Source organism: Aeromonas sp. DNP9 (assembly GCF_001728955.1).
Lineage (GTDB): Bacteria > Pseudomonadota > Gammaproteobacteria > Enterobacterales > Aeromonadaceae > Aeromonas > Aeromonas veronii.
Map to the genome: position 1 here is coordinate 60,751 of NZ_LYSQ01000025.1, position 25,002 is coordinate 85,752.

25 protein-coding genes are annotated in these 25,002 nt (G+C 57.1%); 11 read left to right on the plus strand and 14 right to left on the minus strand.

Features of this window, described 5'->3' with window-relative positions; all coding sequences use genetic code 11:
* Position 1: 1 nt before the first annotated feature.
* Together sdhD and sdhC are read right to left on the minus strand one after the other, a co-directional pair.
* Positions 2 to 346 (minus strand): succinate dehydrogenase, hydrophobic membrane anchor protein, encoded by a 345-nt coding sequence (gene sdhD, locus A9G06_RS17095; protein ID WP_005333558.1) that lies wholly within the window; start codon positions 344 to 346, stop codon positions 2 to 4.
* A complete protein-coding gene (gene sdhC / locus A9G06_RS17100; protein WP_005333571.1) occupies positions 340 to 717 on the minus strand; it encodes a succinate dehydrogenase cytochrome b556 subunit in 378 nt (125 codons plus the stop codon). The genes sdhD and sdhC overlap by 7 nt, the downstream gene beginning before the upstream one ends.
* 64 nt (positions 718 to 781) lie before the next feature.
* Between sdhC and A9G06_RS22055 the strand changes: the two genes are divergently transcribed.
* From A9G06_RS22055 to A9G06_RS17110, 3 genes are all read left to right on the plus strand, one after another.
* Positions 782 to 982, plus strand: a complete 201-nt coding sequence (locus A9G06_RS22055; protein WP_124929313.1) for a hypothetical protein — start codon at positions 782 to 784, stop codon at positions 980 to 982.
* 177 nt (positions 983 to 1,159) lie between these two features.
* Positions 1,160 to 2,446, plus strand: coding sequence for a citrate synthase (locus A9G06_RS17105; protein WP_005333572.1), 1,287 nt, complete (start codon positions 1,160 to 1,162; stop codon positions 2,444 to 2,446).
* Positions 2,447 to 2,538: 92 nt separating this feature from the next.
* Complete coding sequence (locus tag A9G06_RS17110; RefSeq protein WP_069555978.1) at positions 2,539 to 2,859, plus strand: DUF4377 domain-containing protein; 321 nt, start codon at positions 2,539 to 2,541, stop codon at positions 2,857 to 2,859.
* Between the two features lie 78 nt (positions 2,860 to 2,937).
* On the opposite strand, the gene A9G06_RS17115 is transcribed toward A9G06_RS17110, so the two are convergent.
* The 3 genes from A9G06_RS17115 to A9G06_RS17125 form a co-directional block, all read right to left on the minus strand.
* On the minus strand, positions 2,938 to 3,378 hold the full coding sequence (locus A9G06_RS17115) for an acetyltransferase (RefSeq protein WP_069555979.1): 441 nt from the start codon (positions 3,376 to 3,378) through the stop codon (positions 2,938 to 2,940).
* A 52-nt stretch (positions 3,379 to 3,430) separates the two neighbouring features.
* The gene (locus tag A9G06_RS17120) at positions 3,431 to 3,763 is read right to left on the minus strand and encodes a YnfA family protein (protein ID WP_042063251.1); all 333 of its coding nucleotides are present in this window, start codon (positions 3,761 to 3,763) and stop codon (positions 3,431 to 3,433) included.
* A gap of 151 nt (positions 3,764 to 3,914) precedes the next feature.
* Entirely contained in the window at positions 3,915 to 4,760 is an 846-nt protein-coding gene (locus tag A9G06_RS17125; RefSeq protein ID WP_069555993.1) for a DUF5718 family protein, read from the minus strand.
* A gap of 338 nt (positions 4,761 to 5,098) precedes the next feature.
* Between A9G06_RS17125 and A9G06_RS17130 the strand changes: the two genes are divergently transcribed.
* The 3 genes from A9G06_RS17130 to A9G06_RS17140 all read left to right on the plus strand — a co-directional run bounded on the left by A9G06_RS17130 (position 5,099) and on the right by A9G06_RS17140 (position 7,513).
* Positions 5,099 to 5,491 carry an NUDIX domain-containing protein gene (locus A9G06_RS17130; protein ID WP_069555980.1) on the plus strand — a complete coding sequence of 131 codons (393 nt, stop codon included), beginning with the start codon at positions 5,099 to 5,101 and terminating at the stop codon, positions 5,489 to 5,491.
* A gap of 91 nt (positions 5,492 to 5,582) precedes the next feature.
* Positions 5,583 to 6,089 (plus strand): GNAT family N-acetyltransferase, encoded by a 507-nt coding sequence (locus A9G06_RS17135; RefSeq protein ID WP_069555981.1) that lies wholly within the window; start codon positions 5,583 to 5,585, stop codon positions 6,087 to 6,089.
* A 305-nt stretch (positions 6,090 to 6,394) separates the two neighbouring features.
* Entirely contained in the window at positions 6,395 to 7,513 is a 1,119-nt protein-coding gene (locus A9G06_RS17140) for a glycerol dehydrogenase (RefSeq protein ID WP_069555982.1), read from the plus strand.
* 107 nt (positions 7,514 to 7,620) lie between these two features.
* On the opposite strand, the gene pdxY is transcribed toward A9G06_RS17140, so the two are convergent.
* From pdxY to A9G06_RS17155, 3 genes are all read right to left on the minus strand, one after another.
* A complete protein-coding gene (gene pdxY / locus A9G06_RS17145) occupies positions 7,621 to 8,484 on the minus strand; it encodes a pyridoxal kinase PdxY (protein ID WP_058056929.1) in 864 nt (287 codons plus the stop codon).
* Positions 8,485 to 8,658: 174 nt separating this feature from the next.
* Complete coding sequence (locus A9G06_RS17150) at positions 8,659 to 9,435, minus strand: DUF429 domain-containing protein (RefSeq protein ID WP_069555983.1); 777 nt, start codon at positions 9,433 to 9,435, stop codon at positions 8,659 to 8,661.
* 83 nt (positions 9,436 to 9,518) lie between these two features.
* Complete coding sequence (locus tag A9G06_RS17155; protein WP_069555984.1) at positions 9,519 to 10,082, minus strand: phaC PHA synthase; 564 nt, start codon at positions 10,080 to 10,082, stop codon at positions 9,519 to 9,521.
* Between the two features lie 260 nt (positions 10,083 to 10,342).
* Between A9G06_RS17155 and ybcJ the strand changes: the two genes are divergently transcribed.
* Positions 10,343 to 10,576 (plus strand): ribosome-associated protein YbcJ, encoded by a 234-nt coding sequence (ybcJ, locus tag A9G06_RS17160; protein ID WP_005361116.1) that lies wholly within the window; start codon positions 10,343 to 10,345, stop codon positions 10,574 to 10,576.
* A 33-nt stretch (positions 10,577 to 10,609) separates the two neighbouring features.
* Here ybcJ and A9G06_RS17165 read toward each other — a convergent pair whose 3' ends face one another.
* From A9G06_RS17165 to A9G06_RS17180, 4 genes are all read right to left on the minus strand, one after another.
* Positions 10,610 to 11,083, minus strand: coding sequence for a DUF4442 domain-containing protein (locus A9G06_RS17165; protein WP_069555985.1), 474 nt, complete (start codon positions 11,081 to 11,083; stop codon positions 10,610 to 10,612).
* 167 nt (positions 11,084 to 11,250) lie between these two features.
* A complete protein-coding gene (locus A9G06_RS17170) occupies positions 11,251 to 13,002 on the minus strand; it encodes an ABC transporter transmembrane domain-containing protein (RefSeq protein WP_069555986.1) in 1,752 nt (583 codons plus the stop codon).
* Positions 12,999 to 14,735 (minus strand): ABC transporter transmembrane domain-containing protein, encoded by a 1,737-nt coding sequence (locus tag A9G06_RS17175; protein WP_069555987.1) that lies wholly within the window; start codon positions 14,733 to 14,735, stop codon positions 12,999 to 13,001. The genes A9G06_RS17170 and A9G06_RS17175 overlap by 4 nt, the downstream gene beginning before the upstream one ends.
* A 166-nt stretch (positions 14,736 to 14,901) precedes the next feature.
* Positions 14,902 to 17,706, minus strand: a complete 2,805-nt coding sequence (locus A9G06_RS17180) for a response regulator (RefSeq protein ID WP_069555988.1) — start codon at positions 17,704 to 17,706, stop codon at positions 14,902 to 14,904.
* 186 nt (positions 17,707 to 17,892) lie between these two features.
* Between A9G06_RS17180 and trxC the strand changes: the two genes are divergently transcribed.
* Positions 17,893 to 18,327 (plus strand): thioredoxin TrxC, encoded by a 435-nt coding sequence (trxC, locus tag A9G06_RS17185; RefSeq protein ID WP_069555989.1) that lies wholly within the window; start codon positions 17,893 to 17,895, stop codon positions 18,325 to 18,327.
* Positions 18,328 to 18,488: 161 nt separating this feature from the next.
* A complete protein-coding gene (locus A9G06_RS17190; protein ID WP_005333606.1) occupies positions 18,489 to 19,871 on the plus strand; it encodes a DASS family sodium-coupled anion symporter in 1,383 nt (460 codons plus the stop codon).
* Positions 19,872 to 19,935: 64 nt separating this feature from the next.
* On the opposite strand, the gene A9G06_RS17195 is transcribed toward A9G06_RS17190, so the two are convergent.
* Both A9G06_RS17195 and A9G06_RS17200 read right to left on the minus strand, forming a co-directional pair.
* The gene (locus tag A9G06_RS17195; protein ID WP_069555990.1) at positions 19,936 to 22,410 is read right to left on the minus strand and encodes a glycogen/starch/alpha-glucan phosphorylase; all 2,475 of its coding nucleotides are present in this window, start codon (positions 22,408 to 22,410) and stop codon (positions 19,936 to 19,938) included.
* 375 nt (positions 22,411 to 22,785) lie between these two features.
* On the minus strand, positions 22,786 to 22,983 hold the full coding sequence (locus A9G06_RS17200; RefSeq protein ID WP_005333612.1) for a DUF4250 domain-containing protein: 198 nt from the start codon (positions 22,981 to 22,983) through the stop codon (positions 22,786 to 22,788).
* Between the two features lie 230 nt (positions 22,984 to 23,213).
* Here A9G06_RS17200 and A9G06_RS17205 point away from each other — a divergent pair, with 230 nt between their 5' ends.
* Together A9G06_RS17205 and A9G06_RS17210 are read left to right on the plus strand one after the other, a co-directional pair.
* Entirely contained in the window at positions 23,214 to 23,699 is a 486-nt protein-coding gene (locus tag A9G06_RS17205; RefSeq protein ID WP_064335890.1) for a hypothetical protein, read from the plus strand.
* Positions 23,700 to 24,111: 412 nt separating this feature from the next.
* On the plus strand, positions 24,112 to 24,546 hold the full coding sequence (locus A9G06_RS17210; protein WP_171903400.1) for a YcgN family cysteine cluster protein: 435 nt from the start codon (positions 24,112 to 24,114) through the stop codon (positions 24,544 to 24,546).
* The last annotated feature ends 456 nt before the right edge of the window (positions 24,547 to 25,002 follow it).

The window sequence follows — 25,002 nt, forward strand, 5'->3', positions numbered from 1 at the left end:
CTTACACACCCCACAGCACGACGAAACCCGTCATCAGATAGACAAACAGCACCACGACCAGGGCAAATTGCAGCGCCCCGCGCAGCCCTACCGGCTTGATATAGTCAGTCAGCACCTGCCACAGACCAATCCAGGCATGGATCAGTACGCAGAGCAGGGTCAACAGGGTGAATACCTTGGTGAATGTTTTGGCGAAGAAGCCTGCCCACACCTCGTAGGTGATGTCGTTGAACGCGACAAAGCCCACCAGATAGAGGACATAACAGGTCATGATGAGGGCGGTGGCGCGGATCAGGATGTAATCGTGAACGCCGCTGCGCCCGAAGGTTGCAGAATTGGTTACCATACAAGCACTCCCGCCAATACAGCCAGGATCGCGGTGATCACGAAGGCCACGCGGGCGCTCTGATTGCCGGATTCCAGCTCTTCCCAATAGCCCATATCCATGACCAGATGACGCAAGCCACCCACAATGTGGTATGCCAGCGCAGTCAGGATCCCCCACAGCACGAGTTTGACCAGGAAGTTGTCCATGATGGCAACCACGGTTTCAAACCCTTCGGGAGAGGCGAGTGAAGTACCAAGCATCCACAGCAAGATGCCCAGTGCAACAAAGGTAATGACCCCTGAAACACGGTGCAGGATGGATGCAATGGCAGTGACAGGAAAGCTGATCGTCTGTAGGTCGAGGTTGACCGGTCTCTGTTTGTTTTTCACGCTTGCCCACTCAGCTCCATTGAGCACGTTAGTTATTGTTTTAACTCACACTTGAGGGCACGGAATGGTGATTGTTGGTTTTTTGTTACCAAAACACTCTGAAAAAGCCAAAACGCGAGTTTTCGGTTTCACATCAGGCTTTGCCAAAGCGTTTCAAACACCCGCAGCCATGACCCACGTGGCGCAGTATATCGGCGGCCTTAACCGAAGACAATCAATTAGCTACAAAGAAAACACAAAACCGCAAACTCGATCGCATATTTAATTTAACATTTCATTAATGCCATTAATGGGGTTCCAGCAAAATTGACATTGATAAGGAACTCTGTTTCAAATAAGGCGCTCCAGCCACTTCGGTATGGGTAACAACCTTTGCCAGCGTCATAAAAGTCGTAATAGAGTAGGACTGGAACCAAATTATAAAGAGCAAAGGAGACGTGCTATGGCTGATAAGATAGCCACCCTACACCTGCCCGGAAAAGATCCGGTCGAACTGCCGATCCTCTCCGGCACCATCGGCCCGGATGTCATCGATGTCAGAAAATTGGGATCACAGGGGTATTTCACCTTTGACCCCGGTTTTATGGCGACCGGTTCTTGCAAATCTGCCATTACCTACATTGACGGGGATCAGGGTGTCTTGCTGCACCGTGGTTACCCCATCGCCCAGTTGGCCACCCAGGCCACCTATCTGGAAGTCTGCTACATCCTGCTGTACGGCGAAGCGCCGACCAAGGCCCAATATGCCGAATTCGAACGCCTGGTCACCCGCCACACCATGGTGCACGAGCAGATCGCCTTCTTCTTCCGCGGCTTCCGTCGCGACTCCCACCCCATGGCCATCATGTGCGGTGTAGTCAGCGCCCTCTCCGCCTTCTATCACGATGCCCTCGACATCAATAACGAGCAGCATCGCGAGATCTGTGCCTTCCGTCTGCTCTCCAAGATGCCGACTCTGGCAGCCATGTGTTACAAGTACTCCATCGGCCAGCCGTTCATGCAGCCGCGTAACGCCCTCTCCTATGCCGGTAACTTCCTGCACATGATGTTTGGCGTGCCGACCGAAGAGTACAAGGTCAACCCCATCGTTGAACGCGCCATGGATCGTATCTTTACCCTCCATGCGGATCACGAGCAGAACGCCTCCACCTCCACCGTTCGTCTGGCTGGCTCCTCCGGTGCCAACCCGTTCGCCTGTATCGCCGCGGGGATCGCCTCCCTGTGGGGACCGGCCCACGGTGGTGCCAACGAAGCCTGCCTGCGCATGCTGGAAGAGATCGGCTCGGTGGATCGCATCCCCGAGTACATCGCCAAGGCCAAGGACAAAAATGATCCGTTCCGTCTGATGGGCTTCGGTCACCGTGTCTACAAAAACCACGACCCCCGTGCCACCGTGATGCGCGAAACCTGCCACGAAGTACTGACCGAGCTGCAGATCAAGGATCCGCTGCTGGACGTGGCCATGGAGCTGGAGCGTATTGCGCTCTCCGACCCCTACTTCGTCGAGAAGAAACTCTACCCGAACGTAGACTTCTACTCCGGCATCATCATGAAGGCGATCGGCATCCCGATGAGCATGTTCACCGTGATCTTCGCCATCTCCCGCACCATTGGCTGGATTGCGCACTGGAACGAGTTCCACTCAGACCCGGACAGCAAGATTGGTCGCCCACGCCAGCTCTACGTAGGCCACCCGCTGCGCGAGTTCACTCCACTCGAGCAGCGCTAACCACTGAGCTGATATGGTTTGTTACAAAGGCGGTCATTGACCGCCTTTTTGTTTGCCGCTCTAATGCCCCCTTTCGCGTTAAGGAGTCCATTATGAAACCACTGTTTATCAGCGCAGCCTTGCTGCTGACCGCCTGCCAGAGCACCCCCGCCTCGTCACAGGGGGAGACCCTCTATATCAACAGCCAGTTGGTCGATTGCGTCGGGGTTGGCCCAATGCAGTGCATGCAGGTTCGCAGTGATGAGCAGCAGCCCTGGACGCTGTTCTACCAGAATATTAAAGGCTTCCAGTTCGAGCCGGGCTACCAGTTTCAGCTCACCGTGAGCAAGGAGCAGCTCACCGATGTGCCGGCCGATGCCCCCTCCGTGCGCTATCAGCTGATCAAGGTAGTGAACAAGGTCGCCAGCAAGTAACAAACACGATCAAAAAAACGGGGGATGGCTTATGCCATCCCCCGTTGGTTTATGGGTACTGCGCCTCATCAGGCACGATCAGGTCGGCGCCAACACCATATGCAGCAACGGATAGGGCTTGCCCTGACCATCCAGTGGCGAGCGACCCGTCACGGTGAATCCCATCTTCAGATAGAAGCCCACCGCCTGTTCGTTTTGCTCGTTAACGTCAACCAGCGTCGCGCCGCACTGGCTGATGGCATGCGCCACCAGCCAGCGACCCACGCCACTGCCGCGCGCCTCGGGAGCCACAAACAGCATCTCCAGCTTGCCCTCGTGCACTCCGCTAAAACCCGTAATGAGTCCCTCTTCTGTACGAGCACAGTGCAGTGTCACCGCATCGAAATAGCGCTCCAGAATAAGCGGTCTGAGAGCGAGGATCTCGGCCTCTGGCAGGAAGTGGTGGGTTGCCCGCACCGAGCCCTCCCACAGATCGATGAGGGTTTGATAATCCTCCCCGTTTGCGTGTGCAATCTGCATGGTTGTTTATCCACTTTTTAACATGACTAACCTTCAGCGTTGTTCGCATTCGTTACCCATGACGAGGAGCGAACATGATGATGGCCATTCCAATCAGCGCAATGAACGAACCAACAAGATCCCACATACTCGGCCGAATACCATCCACTAACCAAAGCCAGAAGATGGCGACGAAGATATACACACCGCCATATGCCGCATAGACACGCCCTGCAGCGGTAGGATGCAACGATAGTAGCCAGGCAAACAGCATGAGACTCAATCCTGCGGGGATCAGTAACCAGATGCTGCGACCCTGAGTCAACCAGAGATATGGCAAATAACAGCCAAGGATCTCGAAAAAAGCCGTAATCAGAAACAAGGCTATCGTTTTTAGTTCAAGCATGAGCGGCCTGTGCCCCCTGAAAAATGGGGAATACTAAAGCAAGCCACTGGATAACGTAAGCCGAGCGCTCTCTTTGACCATCCATTCAGGCAAACCTTCAGCAACAAACCTGAGCAATCTGCCCTGCAGGAGCAGGGCAGACTGTGGTTGATTAACGAGCCTGCACCGCTTGCAGCAGCACCGACATATCAGCACCAAAGTGGCGGCTGCGGATCGCCTCGCGAATATCCGCTTCGCTATAACGGCTGCCCGGATAGACCACCACGCAGGAGGTGTCGCCGGGCTTGAGGAAGTGGGTCTCGCCAAACGGGGTATAACGGGTGGCGCCGATGCTGATGAGCGCGTGGGGAGGATGCCCCGCCTGCGCCAGCAGCCCCTGAATGTGCTCCGCCGGCCCCTCATCCTGCTGATGGTTGAACTTGTCGATGGCCCAGTCGAGCAGCTTGCCGTGGAAGTAGCTGTAGTCGATGGCGGCGCTGTCTACCCCGTAGGCGTGCAGCTCGCCATCGCGCTCCAAATAGCAGGCGATACGATAGTCATCGAGCTCGCAACCGGCGGTAAAACCGGAAAGCGGCAGCAGGTTGGCCGCCAACCCCTTGCTCTCTTCGCCCCAGTTCTTCTTCTCGCTGATCTTCTTGGCGTTGGGACGGCGGATGGAACAATCGTTATAGGCACCAAAGGCGCGGGGATGGATCGCCACCACCTGCTTGCCGGCATACTCCAGCTCGCACCAGAGGGCTACTTCCGGCTCGATCTGCACCTTCTCGTCACCACTGACCGCCGCTTCCGGCAGGAAGATCGCCTTGTCGCTCAACGGGAATACCCCAAGCTGACCCGGATGGCCCGGCACGAAGAAGGGGAACAGCGCCTTGGGCGCCGTGGTATCGCGCACCACGACCGCCACGAAATCCGACGCTTCACCCGCCTGCTCCAGATGACCGGCGAAATTGCCCGCGACCCCGAGTCCGATAAACTTGCTCTCTGCTGCTATCTGCATCTTGCTCACCTGCATCTTGCCAACGCAAGGTAGCAGGCTCGTCGCCTACTACCGCTAAAGTGGCAAGATTAAACCACAAGGACCCCGCCTTCGCCCAGTCCGGCCCTGTAGTGATGTGCGCCAGTCCGCTTTTTTAGGGACGAGAAGGCTGTGGTGAACCAGCCATTGCGCACTCATTCAGCTACGCGGTCACCGCGCTGGAAACAGTGCGTTTCCGGCATCTCCTCTCTTTCTCCTTGGGACTCAACTTCATCTTTGTTAGGCTGCCTGCATGCAAAACAGCGGCGCACCTGATTACGCCACAGCTCATCACGGCAACCCCATCGGAGAGAAAACAGATGATCGACAAACTCGCCTGGCTCACCTTTAAAGATCAGCAACTGCTCTGCGCCCGCTCCCACGGCAAGGCGATCTACTACATTCCCGGTGGCAAGCGGGAACCGGGTGAGAGCGACGAGGCGGCGCTAATCCGCGAGATTGAGGAGGAGCTGGCTGTCACCCTGCAGCCCGATACCCTGCACTTTGCCTGCGAGTTCAGCGCCCAGGCCGATGGCAAACCGGCAGGAGTCGAGGTGAGACTGCGCTGCTACACCGGCGAAGCGAGCGGCACCCCGATCGCCTCGGCAGAAATTGCCGAGCTGCGCTGGCTCGACAGCTCTCACCTCGATGAGCTCTCCCCCGTCTCCCGCTTGCTGTTTACCTGGCTGGTTGAGCAGGAGCTGATCCGCTGACAAGCCGTACTCGCGGCGAGCATACGTACCCACCTCATATGAACCAGCGATGGCAATCAGCCACATAACAACGCAACGACAAGGATGTCAGATGAACATTGTGGAAGTTAAGAGTGCAGCAACCTACCAAAGTGCGCTCATCACCCTGCTGCAAGATTGTGTCGATAGCGGCGCCTCGGTCGGTTTTTTACCGCCGCTGACCACGGAGGAATCTACCCGCTACTGGCAAGGAGTTGAAGCGGATCTAGCGGCAGATCACCGAAAGCTATGGCTTGCCCTTGAGCAACAACAGCTCGTGGGAGCGATTCAGCTCGCGCTCTGTGGCAAGGCCAACGGTCGCCACCGGGCCGAAGTGGAAAAACTGATGGTACTGCAAACGGCGAGAGGTAAAGGTGTCGGTCGTGCGCTGATGCAGGCCTTGGAACAAGGCGCCCATGCCGCGGGCCGTTCGCTGCTGGTGCTGGATACTCGCGCCGGTGATGTGGCCTCCCACCTCTATCGTCAACTCGGCTATCAGGAAGCGGGCCAGATCCCGAGCTTTGCACGCAACGCCGATGGCTCCCTTGCTGCGACCGTCATCTTCTACAAACCGCTCTGACCATCCCCTATCCCTTATCCCTTATCCAAATACAGCAGGGCCGCACCAAGCGGCCCTGCTTGTTGCCAGCGTGACTGTTTGTTGCAGCAGTATGGCTTGCGACGGATTGCCACGATACGGCCATTGCTCCTGTATGCCTCAACACCGCCAATTGCTCGCCCCAAAATACAACCAAACAAACAGAAAGATTAATTAATGATTAAAACGCCCCCCTTTTCTTCTTCATCTATTGCCTCATCAGGCGTATCGTGAGAGACCCATTTGATAATCAAATCTATGTTGTTCACTGCCTTGAGGAATAATGGATGCCCACTTTGCCCCGTACAGTTACCTCCCCCAAAAAGTTCATCATCGGTCAACACCTTCTCCCGCAACTCCATGAGCACGTTAAAGATTTTGGTGACTATGCGTTGCTCATCAGCGATGAGTTCATTCTGGAGCGGGTACGGGAAGAAGCTTTGGCGGGGCTCTTGCAGGCAGGCCTCAGGGGAGTGGTCGACAAGTTTCGCTACGAATGCACCGAACAGGAGATCCACCGCCTGACCCACCTTGCAGAGCAATATGGTGCGAATGTGATTGTCGGGATCGGCGGCGGCAAGACGCTTGATGTCGCCAAGGCCGTGGCCTTCTATCTGCGCCGTCCGGTTGTACTGTTCCCGACGATTGCCTCCACGGATGCCCCCTGTACGGCGCTGGCGGTGATCTACAACCAGGCGGGTGAATTTGAACGCTATCTGTTCCTGCCGCAAAATCCGGACGTGGTGCTGGCTGACACTGCCATCATTGCCGCCGCCCCTCCCCGCTTCTTTTCCGCAGGCGTCGGCGATGCCCTGGCCACCTATTTCGAGGCGCGCGCCTGCTATCGGGCGGACGGGCTCAATCTGGTCGGCAAGCGTCCTTCACGCACTGGCCTTGGCCTGGCACAGCTCTGTTACGAGCTGCTTGGTGAGAACATCGAGCTGGCCATGGATGCGATACGCCACCATGTCTCGACTCCGGCGCTGGAGCAGGTTATCGAGGCCACCATCTACCTCAGCGGGGTCGGCGCCGAAGCCGGTGGACTGGCCGCAGCTCATGCCGTCAACAACGGCATGTCACTGATCCCGGAGCTCCATCGTGCCCAGCATGGCGAGAAGGTGGTCTTCGGCCTGCTGACCCAACTTGTGCTTGAGCGCGCCCCGCAACATGAACTTGATGAGGTGTTTCGCATCATCGACTGTGCAGGTCTGCCCATGACGCTACCAGAGCTGGGGCTCACCCACTTTGATGAAAGCGAGTGGCGCAAGGTGGCGCAGCTGGCCTGCGATCCCCTAGATACCATGGGCAACATGCCGATGACAGTGAGTGAACAGGATGTCTACGCCGCCATGGTAGCGGCCAATGCCATGGCTGAGCGTTATCGCCTCCGCCATCCCCGCATCTGATGGCTTGCCGCACTAAACAGGCAAACAGCAAAAAGGCTTGCCCATTGGCAAGCCTTTTTCATCTGCATCCCACCCCCTTGTCGGGATAGACGAAAGTCCGCGTTGACTCAGGGCAGTTTCACCGCTCGCACTTCAACCTCTGGCAGGGCGAAGGCATCTTGCGCGGCGATGAGTTGCAGCTCGTAAGCCTGCTGGCGCCAGGTCTCCTGCAGCACCGCATCCACCGAGGCGTTGGTGCGCTCGAACGCGCTGACCGCATCGTGACCGGCCAGCAAATTGGCCAGCATCAGGGCGCTGATAAGATCGCCAACCCCCACCGGCTGGCGGGCAAAGTCATAGAGCGGACGGGCAATCAGGTAATCCCCTTGCGGAGTTGCCAGCAGCATCTCGAAGCGGCTGGAGTCCTGCGCCGCACGACCGAGATGTTTGACCAGCACCAGCTTGACGCCGCGGGCCAGCAGCTGATGGGCAGCCGCGCGGGTCTGATCCAGATCTGCCAGATGGGTATCACAGAGGGTCTCCAGCTCCAGCAGGTTGGGGGCCATCATGTCGGCCACCGGCAACGCCTGCTCGGTCAGGAAACGGGTAACGCCAGGAGCGACGATACACCCCTTCTCCGGGTGACCCATCACAGGGTCGCAGAAGTAGATGGCATCGGGGTTGGCCGCCTTGACAGCGTTGACCACGGTCAGGATCTCGTCCCCCTGCTCGGCGGAGCCAAGGTAGCCACTCAGCACGGCGTCACACTGGCTCAACACCTCGATATTGCCCAATCCTTTCACCAGCGCACTGATATGACCCGCCGGCATCGCCATCCCCTGCCACCCCTGGGCATATTGGGTGTGGTTGGAAAACTGCACCGTGTTGATGGGCCATACATCCATACCAAGGCGGCGCATGGGGAAGACGGCCGCGCTGTTGCCGGCACAACCAAAGACCACGTGGGACTGAATAGAGAGAACGGATTTCATCGGGAATACCACAGCAAAGGATCAGCAAGGTGGGCAATATATCGGATGAAGATAACGATGCGCCACCTTGGCGCGGGATGAACAGGCAATTTCCTGACTAAAGACAGGTTTTTTACGCCATTTGGCCCGCGTCGACAGGGTGAGCGGAGCCATGATCCGCCGCATCACCGTCCATCACATGCCGTTGTACTCAACGCCATGACGGGCAAAGTGATAGACCCATCCCTCATCACACGGCATGTCACTGGGTGGCGAAATCAGCTCAGGCAATACCGTCACCTTGCCACCAGCGGCATATTGCAGCGCCATCAGGGCGCAGAGCGACGCATCATAGCGATCGGTGCCGACCAGCACATCCGCAGGCAGCTGCGCCGCCAGCTCGGGCCGTGCCGGGGAGGCCTTGCCGCCCACTTTGGCCAATGCCGGATAGACCTCCAGCACGGCGCGACTGGCCTTCGGGGCAACGGTCGGCACCAGTTGCAGATCCGAGAGTCGCGGCAGCATGGAGAGCGCCAGGGTGGCGTTGTTGCCGAGCCGGTCGAAGGTAGCCGAGAGCGGCTTCTTGCCGTACTGCTGATACAACCAGCGCTCGCAGTCGCGATAGGCGTAGGGGTTGTCTATCTCACGCTCGGGAGCGGCGCAACTGTGTGGTTGGCCGTTGAGCAGATCCCGCAAGGCGCGGGGAAAGGCGAGCGGCGCATCGATACCGAGCGCCAGTTGCGGGCAGGCTTCTACCTGCATCAGGGTCAGCTCGTTTTGCAGGGCGGGACGCAGCAGAGCGGCCAGATCTGGCGCCACCCGCGAGCTCAGACGAAACAGCGGCGACACCCCGAGCCAGTGCAGGCGGTTGGATTCGGCCTGCCAGCCCACCACGGCCACCGCCTGGGCACTGCCCTGCCAGCCACGCACATCCCAGCCGATCCCGATTGCACTCATCTGCCCTGCCGTCATCAATTACCTCTGTTCGCCTGTCACAAGTTGCAAGAGACACAGGGTAATCAGCAGAGGCCCTTAACGCAAAGCGAACCGCCCACTCAGAACGATTTCTGGAAGTTCACCAGCGGCAGAATGGGGAACACACCGTTGGCGGCATAGTTGGCCAGCCCGATCTGCAAGCCGTCGAGGTGCTTGGTCGCATTGATAAAGCCAATCTGGAAGGTGGTACGCTCGGCATAATTGACCAGACCGACGCTGGCCAGCGCATTGCCCTTGGCGATATTGACCGCCCCCCAGTTAAGCCCCTGCACATTGTTGGTCAGGTTGACCAGCCCCAGATTGACGCCGGTATCCTGGCCTTCGTGCCAGTTGATGGCGTTGATAGCGACCCCGCCAAACTGGTGACGCACCCGACCAGCACCGAGGAAAATCCCGAGCTGCAGACCGCTGAACTGATCCACATCGGAGAGGGCGAAGATCGGCAAATCAATACCCTTCACCTGACCGGTCCGACCGTAGAGCAACGAGGCGCGCGCCCCTTCCACCTGATGGGACGCGGGCAAATTGACCCCGGGCAGCGAGACCTGCACCGGAGTACTGGCCTGCGCGACACCGCACAGAGTAAGGGCGCTGCATGCCAGCAGCAGGCGGGAGAGTGTCATGGAAAGTTCCTTGGGCCATTGAAAGTGGCCCGATCCTAACAGTCAGGGGAGAGTGTGGGCACACCAGCAGGGACGAGGTGCGTCACGATACGTCACGGGTGGCCCTCTCACCTCTCTATCAGGTCTTGCGAAAGCGCCACCTCAAAGACAATCGGCCACTTTTTCACAGCGAGTGGCCCCTCTTCCTTTCTTTGCCTGAGCGAACTGCCTAAAATAGTCGCCCTGCTGTATCCGGCATTCATCCATCTAGAGGATTTCCCATGGAGACGTTTCTGCTCGAAGGTCACCCCTTCGTTGCCTTGTGTGACCTTATCAAACATCAGGGGTGGGCCGATTGTGGCGGCGCCGCCAAAGCCCTCGTTGCCGAAGGGCTGGTCGAGGTGGACGGTCAGGTCGAGACTCGCAAGCGCTGCAAGATCGTGGCCGAACAGGTGGTCAACTTCAACGGCATGAAGGTCGTGGTGAAAGAGGGCGTCAGCCCGGAGATTGGCTAATCCCGTCTTGGGGAGCCACTCTCCGGTAACCCGCTAGCTGGCCTTGATCGACAGGGTCAGCACAAAACGCGCCATCGCCTCATCCCCGTTCAATGACGGACAAGTGGCCACCACCTGGATGGGGCGATTTATGCGCTGACCGCTTGCCAGCGATTCGTCGATCATGGCGTCAATATCCTCCCCCGCTGCGCAGTCGAACTGCACATCCCCCTCCGGTCGTTTCAAAAACTCCCCCTGCACATCCTTGAAGGCGAAGTGCACCTTCTTGCGCCGCTGCCGCCCCTTCTCCATCACCAGCAGACCGCCCACCAGATCGGCGCCGGTCGCCAGCGCACCAAAATACATGCTGCCCAGGTGGTTGCGGGTACGCCAGCCAAGGGGAATGCGAATGCGCAGCGCCTTGGCGTTCATCTCTTCGATGATCGGGGCACAAAACCCGATGACGGGAATGTAGCGCCAGGCGAACAGCCGGAGCGCCAGATTGGCTTTGAAGCGTTGCAAATCCATATGCGAACTGATCCGATGAGTTAATGTAAACAACATGTTGCCTGCATCTGCGCCATTCGACAAGCACAGGGATCACGGTTACGACCTTTTGCCCAACGCAAAAAAACAGAGGGAACCGCACTGGTTCCCTCTTTTCGTTCATGTCGCTGTTACAGCAAATGTGCCGATCAGGCGCGCTTCTCTTCCAGCCAGGCCCCCTGACTCTGCATCTCGAACAGCTGGGCATAGTGACCGCCGAGGGCCATCAGCTCGCTGTGGCTGCCCCGCTCGCTCACCTGACCGCGGGAGAGCAGCAGGATCTCGTCCGCATCGACGATGGTCGAGAGGCGGTGGGCGATGGCGATGGTGGTGCGGCCACGACGGGCAGCAGAGATCGCCTGCGACAGCGCCAGCTCGGTCTGGGAGTCCACACTCGCCGTCGCTTCATCCAGAATGAGGATGCGCGGATCCCCCACCAGCGCCCGGGCAAAGGAGAGCAGTTGCCGCTGACCGGCGGAGAGGTTCTTGCCCCCCTCCTCCATCAAGGTGTTGATCCCCTGTGGCAAGCTGCGCACAAAGTCGGCCAGCTGCACCTCGCTCAACGCCTGCCAGAGCCGCGCTTCGTCTATTCCGGCGCGGCCGAGACGCAGGTTCTCCGCCAGGGTGCCGACGAAGATAAAAGGATCTTGCTGCACCATCCCGATGCTGCGGCGCACCGCCGCCAGCGACAGGGTATCCAGTGCGTGATCATCGAAGCGGATCTGCCCCTGATCCAGCGGATAGAAGCCCATCAGCAAGCTGATAATGGTGGACTTGCCGCTGCCGGTATGGCCCACCAGCGCCAGCATCTGGCCCGGTTTTGCGGCAAAACTGACCTCCCGCAGCACCTGCTGCTCACCATCGTAGGAGAAGCTCACCCGCTCGAAACTGACCCGCCCTTCCAGCGGGCGCAGCTCGCCCTCGGTGCTCTCGCGGGTTTCATCGAGCAGGGCAAAGACCCGCTCCCCCGCCACCATCGCCTGCTGCAACTGGTTGAGCTGGTTGGTCATCTCGATGAGCGGCTCGATCATCCGCCCCAGATAGCTGATAAAGGCGTAGAGCACCCCCACCTGAATGGCACCGGCGTGGCTACCCCCCTCGTGGGCGAACAGCGCCAACAGACCGATCAGCACCATCATGTAGAAGAGATCGATGAGCGGGCGCAGCAAAATGCCGTTGATCTTGAGGCTCTTGATCCGTGCCGACCAGTGCTGCTGGTTCACCTCGGCAAAGGCGTTGGCAAAGTGGCGCTCCTGCACCATCGCCTGGATCACCGGCATCCCCTGCAGCGACTCGTTGAGGCGGCTGTTGATGTCGGAGAGCAGGCTGCGAGTCGCTCGCACCACCGGCACGCTCAGTTTCTGGTAGAGCCACATCACCCCGCCCACTGCGGGCAGCAGCAGGGAGCAGACCAGCATCAGCCGCAGATCCAGCAGCGCCATGGAGATGAGGATGCCGCACAGCAGCACCACCTTTTGCACCAGCAAGCCGATCACCTGCACATAGAGGTTCATGATCGCCTCGGTGTCGTTGGTGATGCGGGAGATGAGCGAACCGGAGCGATGCTTGTCAAAGTAGCGGGCCGGCAAACGGATGGCGGTGGCAAATACCTGCTCGCGCAAAGTTTGCACCACCGCCTGAGCGATGCGGTTAAAGCGCAGGGATTGCAAATAGAAGCCCGCCGCCGAGAGCACCTGCAAACCCAGATAGCCCGCCGCAATCAGGGCAATGGTGGGCAGCACGATATTGCGTGGCGCCAGATAGTCATCGATAAAAAGCTTGATCAGCAGCGGCCCGGCAACTTCGGCGCCGGTAGCGAGCAGCAAACAGATCCCCGCCTGAATAAGCCAGCGAGGATACTGGGCGCAGTAGGCGAGCAGTCGTTTAATGGTCGGATTCACAGGCTCTCCTCCACCGCTTCTTCGAGACGCTGGTAACGCACCATATCCGCATACCAGCCATTGTGCGCCATCAGGGTACCGTGATGACCCCGCTCACTGACGGCCCCCTGCTCCAGCACCAGGATCTCGTCGGCCTGCTCCACCGCCGTCATGCGATGGCTGACCAGGATCAGGGTGCGACGATGGGCCTTGAGGGCATGCAGAATTTGCTGCTCGGTGTGGGCATCCACCGCCGAGAGCGCATCATCGAGCACCAGAATGGGCGCCTCCAGCAGCAGGGCGCGGGCAATGGCCAGCCGCTGTTTCTGGCCGCCGGAGAGGGTCACCCCCTTCTCCCCCACCTCGGTCTCATAGCCCTTGGGGAAACGCACGATATCATCGTGGACACAGGCAATGCGCGCCACCCGTTCGATCTCCTCGCGGCTCGCATCGGGTTTGCCAAGGGCGATATTGGCGGCGATGGTGGTGGAAAACAGGAATGGCTCCTGCGGCACATAGGCAAACTGGCTGCGCAGTGTGGCGAGCGGCAGCTGATCAATCGGTACGCCACCCATAACAATCGAACCGTGAGTCGGATTGGCAAGGCGCATCAACAGCTTGAGCAGGGAGCTCTTGCCTGCCCCGGTGCGCCCCACCACCCCGAGCATCCCCCCTTGCTTGAGGGTAACGTCGATATCCGCAAGCAGGGTGCGCTGCTCAAGTTGATAGCTCACCCCTTTGATCTGCAAAGGAAAGGCAGAGGTAAACGCGGCCGGCTGGGCGGGCTCTTCGATATCGCTGCGCTCCCCCAGCAGGCTTTCGATACGGGAGTAGGCGGCGCTGCCCCGCTCGATGATGTTGAACAGCCAGGCGATGGCAAACATCGGCCAGATCAGCTGGCCGAGGTACATGGTGAAGCTGGTGAGCTCACCCAGAGTCAGCTCATCGCGCAGCACCAGCACACTGCCCCCCGCCACCGCGAGGAAGTAGGAGCAACCGATACAAAGGTAGATGACCGGATCGAACTTGGCATCGATGCGGGCCACCGCCATATTGCGCTCCCCCGCCTGTTTGGTCAGCTCGGCAAAGCCTTCATCTTCCAGCGATTCAACCGCATAGGATTTCAACACCCGTACGCCGGAAAGGGCCTCCTGGGTCTTGTTGTTGAGCCTGGAGAAGGCCCCTTGCGCCGCCTTGAACTGGGTGTATATCTGGGTGCCGAAGCGGTTCATGAAATAGGCCATCACCGGCAGCGGCAGCAAGGAGACCAACGTCAACTGCCAGGAGTACTGGCTGCACATGATGGAGAGCACCAATACCCCGACCATGATGGAGTCCACCAGAGTCAGCACCCCTTCGCCAGCGGTCATCTCCACCGCCTGAATGTCGTTGGTGGCATGGGCCATCAAATCGCCAGTACGGTGGCGCTGATAAAAATCTGGGCTCATCCGGGTGAAATGACTGAACAGGCGATTGCGCAATACATAGGCCAGACGGTAAGAGGCACCGAACAGCATCACCCGCCAGACGTAGCGCAGCAGATAAATCAGCACACCCAGACCAAACAGCCCCGCCAGATAGCGCATCAGGGTGCCATTGTCGAGACCGCCCTTGGTGATACCATCCACCACCCAGCCCACCACTTTGGGCGGAATAACGGTCAACAGGGCCACCATCAGCAGCAGGGAGATGGCGGCCAGATAACGGGGCCACTGCTCCTTGAAAAACCAGCTCAATCGTAGAAATACGCTCACACCACCAACCTTTAGCGCTCTCTGCCCGTGACCGCTCCAAGGAGCGGCCATCAGAGAAGCCACGCAGAAATAAAAGAATGAAAACAATCGCCTCCGGCTGGAGGCGATTCGAACGAAAGCTCATCATATCCCGAACCGGGATGGTTGAGAATAATTACTATTTAATTCACTGTGACATGCGATCATCCCCTGATGAATAGGGATTATACGAATTTTCATGCTGCTCACCGGTCAACAGGAAGTGTGACACCTCTTCCCGGGTCTGGCTGAACACCTGTTGCAACTGTTCGAGATCCGTCTCGCTTAGCACCTCGTTTTGCCGCAAGCGCCACTCCAGCTCGCCAGCCACCAATTGCAGACGGGCCGCCGAGATATTGGCAGACACCCCCTTGAGGGTGTGCAGCAGCTTGCTGGCCACCTCGGGCTGCTGACGGCGCAGGGCGGAGCGGATCTCCCACAGGTCGTCCTTGTGCTCCGACATGAACAGCTTGAACAGGATCTGCAACGCCTCCTTGTCCTGCTCCAGCCGCTTGAGGGCATCCTGCAGATCGAGGATCCCGATCATATCCGGCGGTTTCACCTCCATGATCCCCGCCTGCTCCACCCCTTGCGGCTTTACCCACTGCAGCAGGTTGTTGTAGAGATCCAGCTTGCTCACCGGCTTGGTGACATAGCCATTCATCCCCACCCCCAGACAACGCTCCTTGTCACCGGGCATGGCACTGGCGGTGAGGGCAATGATGGGCACATCGTGTTTGTCGACCATCTTGCGGATCTGGCGGGTGGCATCGAGTCCGTCCAGCACCGGCATCTGCAAATCCATCAGGATCACGTCAAAAGGCTGCTCTGCGACCCGCTCCACCGCCTCCCGACCATTGCTGACCACACACACCACCGCATCGACGCGCCGCAGATATTCGATGATGAGCTGCTGATTGACCCGGTTGTCTTCCGCCAACAGCACTCGGGTACCCTGCAACAGGGATTTGAAGTGTTGCTGATCCCCCTGAGCCTCGGCCTTGCGCAAGTTGAGCTCGTAGGAGCTGCCGTTGAGCAGTTCGTCCACCTTGGCCAGCAGGGCATTTTCGGTCATCGGTTTGGGCAGAAAATGGGTCAGCCCCATGCTGTCCATCCGGGCGTGCAGCCCCTCTCTGGCCCAGGCGCTGATCATCAGGATGGGGATCCGCCGCCACTGGCTATGCTGATACATCTCCAGCGCCAGATCGAGCCCATCCTCCTGACCCATGCGCCAGTCGAGGATCGCCAACCGCAGATTCGGTCCCTCTTCACGGAGCAGCTGACGGGCGCGGGAAAGGGAGTTAACCGGCAGCACTCGCACTCCCGCCCGAGTCAGAATGTCCCGGGCCAGATCCAGCACCAGTTCGTTGTCATCCATCACCATCACCAGCGGCTGGTTTTCGAAGAAGACTTTCCGTCCAGCGACGCCGTAGACCGCCTGCGCCATCGGAATATCAAACTTGAACAGAGAGCCGACGCCAGGCTTGCTCTCTACGGTGATCCGCCCTCCCATCAGCTCCACCAGACGCTGGGAGATATTGAGCCCAAGACCCGAGCCGCCATATTTGCGGGTATTGCCCGCCTCCAGCTGGGTAAACGCCTGAAACAGTTGGGTCTGCTTCTCTTCGGCAATGCCGATGCCGGTATCGCGCACACTGAAGCGGATCCGCATTGGGTGAGGATTGGCCAGCTCGATGCAGACTTCGACTTCACCGCGTTCGGTAAACTTGATGGCATTGTTCACCAGATTGACCAGCACTTGCCCCAATCGCAGGGGATCTCCACGCAAGAAGACCGGCACCTCCGGTGACTTGCGAATAACCACCTCCACGTGTTTGCGCTCCGCCAGATCGGCAAACATGCCCGCCAGCGAATCGAGCTGCTCGCTGAGATCGAAGTCGATCTCCTCCAACGTCAGCTTGCCGGACTCCACCTTGGTCAAATCAAGGATGTCGTTGATCAGCAGCAGCAGGGTATCGGATGAGGATTTGATCTTGCCCAAATAGTCGCGCTGTTGTTGATCCAGTTCAGTCTGCAGTGCCAGCGAGCTAAAACCTATGATGGCATTCATGGGGGTGCGGATCTCGTGGCTCATGTTGGCCAGAAAATCGCTTTTGGCCTGGGCCAGCAAGCCGGTCTGGCGCGACAGTTCGCTCAGCTTCTGGTTACGGCGCCACAGGGTGAAGGCCACCAGCGCAAAGCAGATCAAAGCTCCGCACAGCACCATCAGATAAAAGCGATTCATCAAAGAGGAGGCGCGCTCCAGCTTGTCGAGTTTCCAGCGCACCAGACTCTCGATCACATGCATGTCGATGAGCTGGTAACGCAAGGTGTGATAGGCAATCACCTGCTGGCTCATCTCCTTGCTCAGGCGGATCAGGGTAGCGATCTCCGGCAAGTTGCCATAACGGGATTGCAACTGCTGTTGCAGCTGGTCCAGCGTAGTCTGTTCACGTTTGTCCCAACTGCGCTGCAGATAGTTGCTCAGTTGCGCCAGCTCCTCCAGGTCTCGATGAAGCGCACTGTCTGACGGGCTTATCCCCCGCACCTTTTTAATCTGGGCCTGCAGGGGCGCATTGAGGTACTCGATAGCCATCTCAATGGCATGAAGCCTGGCCAGCGCCATCAGATAGGTGTCCATGTCATCAAGCAGTGCCTGGGAGAGATCGTCTTGCACCAGCTCGGGATCGCTTCTGACTTCCCGTACAAAACCGTCAAGGGTGATGGATAACTGGTTCAGGCGCTGCTGGACATTGCTGTCATTGGCCTGCTCCCGCCCAAGCAGATAGACGGTATCGGCGTTGATCCGGTTCAGCACCACCTCGGCCGCTTCGTTCAGGTTGTGGGCCTGCTGCTGCTGACTGAGCGACTGCCAGCAGTAGCCCGAAAAGGCAAGCAGCAGGGCAACAATCAGCCCTGGCACAGCACGGTTTTTCCGTGATCCTTTATTCATCCCGTCTCGACTCTCATCTGGTGGTCGCTGAATTATCCGGTCAGGCAATGAACCCTGGGGAATTATCCACTCCCGCTGGGCACTGTGTTACCGTTATTGCTCTGATATTTCGCTATTGTTTCGCGATTGCTTCATTCTGGCTTCTCATCATATCCCCGGCCAGAGCTGATTTAGAAGGAACCAATTATGTCATTTATCACTACTTATTGTAGCCACTGCTTTACCAGGAACCGCCTGCCCGTTACCCATATCGATACATCTGCCAAATGCGGGCGCTGCAAAGCCCTCCTGTTCAGCCAGACCCCTTGCCTCGGGAAGGCGGATAACTTCGATACCCTGATCAACTCAGATATCCCTGTCGTGGTCGATTTCTGGGCCAGCTGGTGCGGCCCCTGCCAGCAGTTTGCTCCGGTATTTCATGAGGTTGCCCATGAACTCGAACCACGGATGCGCTTTGTCAAAGTCGATACCGAGCAACAGAGCACCATTGCCGCCCGTTACGCCATTCGCAGTATCCCCACCCTGATGGTCTTCAAACAGGGCAAACTGGTGAACCAGATAAATGGCTCCTTGCCCAAGAACATGTTCAAGCAATGGCTGGAACAGTTCATGGATGTTTGATTTATATTTCGCACATGTTTTATTTATGTGTTCATTTCCTCATTTTTATCAATGAGTATGTGAGTAGAGGCTGATTTTCAACATGTGAGTCTGTTTCAAACAAGTGAATGGATGTAATCTCGGCAACACAAAAACAACCATAAATTAACCGAGAGAACATTATGCACACATCAGCTGTACCCTCTGCTCCATCTCGCTGGCTGGACATCAAATCAGGGATCGTCATCCTGGATGTTTTGCTACTTTGTGCCATGCTCGCCTGGCTCCCGTTTGATCCCATGGTCAACAAGGGGCTGGGCATTCTGGTCTTTATCGCCATCCTCTGGCTGACCGAAGCACTGCACGTCACCATCACCGCGCTGCTGGTACCCCTGCTGGCTACCGTGCTCGGGGTGTTTGACATGAGCAAATCCCTCACCGATTTTGCCAACCCGATCCTGTTCCTCTTTTTTGGCGGTTTCGCCCTCGCGGCAGCCCTCTCCAAACAGGGACTGGATACCCTGATGGCAGGCAAGGTGATGCACCTGGCCAATGGTCATCTAGGTTGGGGCGTCATCCTGCTCTTTACCATCACAGCCGCCATGTCGATGTGGATCAGCAACACCGCTACCACCGCCATGATGCTGCCACTGGCGATCGGTATGCTGGCACGCCTCGATAGCAAAAAAGAGCGCGCCACCTTCGTCTTCGTATTGCTGGGGATCGCCTACAGCGCCAGTATCGGCGGCATCGGTACCCTGGTGGGTAGCCCACCCAACGCCATCGCAGCCGCCCAGATGGGGATTGGCTTCACTGACTGGATGAAATTCGGCGTTCCAGTAGTGCTGATCCTGATGCCCTGCGGTATTGCCCTGCTCTATCTGGTAACCCGCCCGCGTCTCAGCCACCGCGTCGAGATCCAGGATGTCACCATCAACTGGACCCGCGAGCGTAAAGTGACGCTGGCAATCTTCCTGACCACCGTTGTGCTCTGGATCGGCTCACAACCCATCTCCAACGCCTTTGGCGGTATTCCGCAACTCGACACCCTGATTGCGATGGGCGCCATCGTGGCCATCGTGGTCAGCCGTGTCGCCAGCTGGGATGACGTCAACCAGAACACCGACTGGGGCGTGCTGATGCTGTTTGGCGGCGGTCTGACCCTGAGCGCCATTCTCAAGGCCACCGGTACCAGTGCCTTCCTGGCCAGCCATCTGTCGGCCGTACTCTCCAACGCCAACATTTTTGTCGTGTTGCTTATGCTGGCCGCCTTCGTGGTGTTCCTGACCGAGCTGGTCTCCAACACCGCCACCGCCGCGCTGTTGGTTCCCCTGTTTGCCGGTGTCGCCGAGGCGCTGGGTGTATCACCTGTGGTGATGTCGGTGTTGATCGCTATCGGTGCCTCCTGTGCCTTTATGCTGCCGGTCGCCACGCCGCCCAATGCCATCGTCTTTGCCAGTGGCCACATCCGCCAGAGGGAGATGATGAAAGCCGGTATGGCTCTGAACGTGGTCTTTACCGTGTTGCTCGCCCTGCTGGCCTACTTCGTTGGCGATATCCTCTGATCCACCTCCCCCCCAATAAACAAAAACCCCCGCATTGCGGGGGTTTTCTCATTTATGAATCCGATTAGCCGATGTTGCAGGCCTTCAGATCCCAGATCCGATCCACATAGTCCTGAATAGAGCGGTCGGAGTTGAACTTGCCCATGGTGGCCGAGTTGATGATGGCCTTCTTCGCCCACAGTGCCGGATCCCGATACCAGGTATCGATCAGCTTGTGTGCATCCGAGTAGGACTGGAAGTCCGCCAGGGTCAGGTAAGGGTCTCCCCCTTCCAGCAAGGAGCGCTTGATTGAAGCCAGCTCACCCGGACGACCAGGCGTGAAGTAGTCGGTATCAAACCAGTCCAGCACGGCTTTGAGCTCGGAGTTGGCATAGTAGAAGTCGTACGGGTTGTAACCGCGCGCCTTCAGCGACTTCACTTCGTCCACGTTCAGACCGAAGATGGCACAGTTTTCGGCACCCGCCTCTTCAGCGATCTCGATGTTGGCTCCATCCAGCGTCCCGATGGTGATTGCACCGTTGAGTGCCATCTTCATGTTGCCGGTACCGGATGCTTCATAACCTGCAGTGGAAATCTGCTCGGAGACATCTGCCGCCGGAATCAGCTTCTCGGCCAGACTCACGCGGTAGTTCGGCATGAACACCACTTTCAGCTTGCCCTGGATACGAGCATCGTTATTGACTCGATCCGCCAGCTTGTTAATGGCATAGATGATGTCTTTGGCTAGCTTGTAACCGGGCGCCGCTTTGGAGCCGAAGATAAACACACGCGGATGCATGTCATAGTCCGGGTTGGCCAGCAGACGACGATAGAGTGCCATGATGTGAATGAGGTTCAGCTGCTGGCGCTTGTACTCGTGCAGACGCTTGATCTGAACGTCAAAGATCGCCTCGGCACTGACATCGATACCTGTTTCATCTTTGATGACCTTGACCAGCTTCTCTTTGTTGTGACGCTTGATGGTCATGAACTGCTGCTGGAACGCCTTGTCGTCGGCAAACTTCACCACGCCACGCAGTTTGTCCAGTTGCAGCGGCCACTCTTTGCCCACTACTTCGTTGTAGAGGCCAGCCAGTTCCGGGTTGCACGCCAGCAGCCAGCGACGCGGGGTCACCCCGTTGGTCACGTTGCACATTTTTTCCGGCCACAGCTCGGCATACTCGGGGAAGAGATCTTCCTTCACCAGCTTGGAGTGGATCTCGGCCACACCGTTCACTTTGGACGAACCGATCACGCACAGGTTGCCCATGCGAACCTTGCGCACATCTCCCTCTTCGATGATGGAGAGCTTGGCTTTGATAGCATCGTTGCCCGGCCACTTGGGCTCCACCAACTCGTTCAGGAAGCGGGCGTTGATCTCGTAAATCACCTCCAGATGGCGAGGCAGTACTTTCTCGAACAGGCTGACCGACCACTTCTCCAGCGCTTCCGGCAGCAGAGTGTGGTTGGTATAAGAGAAGACCTGATAGCAGATAGCCCAAGCGGCATCCCAGTTCAGATCTTCCTCGTCAACCAGCACCCGCATCAGTTCCGGGATGGCGACAGTCGGGTGAGTATCGTTGAGCTGAATAGCAATTTGCGCGGCAAAGTTGCTGAAGTCACTGCCATGGACCCGCTTGTAGCGGCGTATGATGTCCTTGATGGAGCAAGCACAGAAGAAGTACTGCTGGATCAGACGCAGCTCTTTACCTGCATCGGTCTCATCGTTCGGATACAGCACCTTGGAGATGGTCTCGGCCTGGGCTTTCTCAGCCTGGGAGTCGATGTAACCACCGGCGTTGAACACGTCCCAGTCGAAAAACTCGGAGGCGCGGGATTCCCACAAACGCAGGATGTTGACGGTGTGACCGCCAAAACCGACCACCGGAATATCCCAAGGCACCCCTTTAATCTTGCGACCGGCGTGCCATACCTTCTTCAGGCCGCCATTGTCACCAAACACGGTCTCGACGTAGCCATAGAGCGGCACTTCTTGCACCGACTCGGGGCGGCAGATCTCCCAGGGGTTGCCATATTCACGCCAGGAGTCCGGACGCTCGATCTGGCGGCCATCCTGGATTTCCTGACGGAACAGACCGTGTTCGTAGTGGATACCGTAACCAACAGCCGGATAGTTCAGAGTGGCCAGCGAGTCGATAAAGCAGGCAGCCAGACGACCCAGGCCGCCGTTGCCAAGTGCCATGTCAGGCTCTTGTTCGCACAGGTCGGTCAGTTCCAGACCGAGTTCGCCCAGCGCCTCTTCGCAAGTCTTGTAGAGGGAGAGGTTGTGCAGGTTGTTGGAAGTCAATCGTCCCATCAGGAATTCAGCAGAGAGATAGTGAATCGCACGAGTATCTTTCTTGAAATGAGTCTGCTGAGTGCGGGTCAGGCGCTCGTACACCTGTTCATTGACGGCCGCCGCAGTGGCTTTCCACCACGCTTCGGGAGAGGCTTTCTGTTCGCTTGTTCCCAAGGTAGAACGCAGGTGACGCACGATACTCGCCTTGAGCTGATCTTTATCCAGTTGGAGATCCTGGTCTGTCTTCTTCTTGGTAGCCATAAACCATATTCCTTCGTTACAAATAAAATTGTTATCCCGCTTGCGGGACCGGCGCTGTTGTTATCTCAAAATATGTACCGGCGTGAGAATACTAACTAAAGCGGCAGAATTAAAAGTTAACGCAAGTCACACTTTAACCGATAAAAACAGCCTAAAAAGCTTGAAAACCCTTTCCTTTAATTGATCGCACAAAAACAAACATTCCCTTTATTATCATAAGCTTAATGAAACAATAAAAATATTCTGGCATGAATAGGTTTTCAGAGATTGCCAAGCCTTGAAAATCCCTGAAAATAGGCAGCAAGACGGCACATTGAAACCGGTTTCAATGTGCCTGAAAAATTACCGTATAAATATGAAGCAATCATTGCACCCTTAAAGATGTGCTTTGAACTGATTGCTCAATGGATCGTAATGGTACCCAATCTGATCCAGACGTCCTGCCAGCTGCTCTTCACTCATATCGTAATAGGCCAGCAACTCCTCCAACCCGTCACACTCAAGCCTTAGCTTCTCATTGATGATGCCCAGCAAGATGTTGGCATCAAGACGTTGCAAGGTACTGATATCCATGGCGGCACCTCCTGTAAATGACCTGTATAACCATGGGCGGTTACGCAAGGTTTGTCCATAGTACGAAAAACACCCAACCAGCTTTATATTTAATAGTGTTTAAAAACATAACCTTACTAACGACACATGCCAACACCATCACATTTTTCAGCAAAAACACCTTGTCACTGCCACAGGATAGAACTACTGTATGCACATACAGCTTGGATATTCATACAGGAACCCCATATATGAACCAGCCCCTGCACTCACTGCCCTTTGCGATGAATCGTGTCATGAGCAAGCCCTGGCCAACCAGAACCGCCTGCAAAGCGGAGTTGGCTCATTATGGTGTGACTATCCAGTCTGATGATCAGTTTCTGAGCGAGCTGACAAAGCTTGGGGAGGCTCATACCGGCTGGATCTTGCTGATCGCCCCGCCGGGACGCCCCACAGTCAGCCGTCTGGAAGAGCGAGGTATCGATCCCAAGAGAGTGCTGGTGGTACATAGCCCCAAAATCAAGAACTGGCAGCAAACCCTGGAGCGCAGTCTGGGCAATGGTCACTGCGCCGCCGTATTTACCTGGCTACCCGAGCAGATCGAGCTGGATCACGTCAAGCTGCAGCGACTGGGACAGCAATCTGGCGTGCTCACCCGCTTCTTTGGCGCGAAACGGACTAACCTCGGCACACCTCTGCTGGCCTATTCAGAGCAAGATATCTATCTCAATCATTAAGACAAAAAACGAACGCCTACGCAGGCTCTCCCGCGGGTCGCAGTGACAGAAGGGCGCAAACAATATGTGACCAGCGGCTTTATTTGAAAGACAAGCTTACAACAGCCTGACGGTAGGCATCGGAGATCATTTGACCCTGCTTGCAGCAAGCAGACAAACATCAAAAGATGTAACGGATAAAGAAGCAGAAAATAAAACCTGAACTGGACAATCATGCAGCCCAAGTATTCAAACCTGCGGGACTTCCTGCCCACCAGCGAACCCGTTTGAGTAATATGATGAGGCTGAAAGTCATTGCATTCATTTGAGCTGATCACGACAATTTGCCCACCGGAGTGACCCTCTCCTTGAAATACCGGGTAACAAGGGGTATAACCACGCGTTTTATCAGGTGTAATAAGTGAGCGGTATGATGCAAGCCCCCTTTTGGCAGACCAAGAGTCTGCAGCAGATGACTGAGTCCGAATGGGAATCCCTCTGCGATGGTTGCGGAAAATGCTGCCTCAACAAGCTGATCGATGAAGATACCGACGAACTGGTTTTCACCAATGTCGCCTGCAATTTGCTTAACACCAAGACCTGTCAGTGCTCTGATTACGCCAATCGTTTCAAAAAAGAGCCTGACTGTCTGCAGATCACCCATGACAAGATCGCCGAATATGACTGGCTCCCCTCAACTTGCGCATATCGCCTGCTGTCTGAAGGTAACGCTCTTCCAAAGTGGCATCCTCTGCTGACCGGCAGTCGTTCCGCGATGCATCAGGCTGGTCAATCCGTCCGTGGCAAAGTCATTCACGAGGATCAGGCCGGTGAATGGATCGATCACATCATCACCTGGGCCAGCTGACACGCTCAACCCGCTATTCTCCAGAGGCAAGGGCTGCACAATGTGCAGCCCTTGTTGTTTCTGCAAGCAGGGTTTGTAGCTTCACACATATCTGGCTGGCTAAACCAGACACCTCCCCGCTGCGTATGGAAAGGGAGAGGCAGAGGCAGAGGCAGAGGCAGAGGCAGAGGCAGAGGCAGAGGCAGAGGCAGAGGCAGAGGCAGAGGCAGAGGCAGAGGCAGAGGCAGAGGCAGAGGCAGAGAATGATTCCATAGTCACAGGCTTATGGGTATTGCTTGATACCCACGATGGCGCCTCTGTTCACCCCTTAAACCTGATCAGCTGTTCCACGAGCCATAGCAACACTGATGCAATGGCAGGCAAAGCAACCGCCTATCCCCTTAGAGCGATAATAAAGCATAATCGCATTACAGGCGGGGCCTAGGTCAATCCTAGTGAGCCCCTCCCCCTTAATCC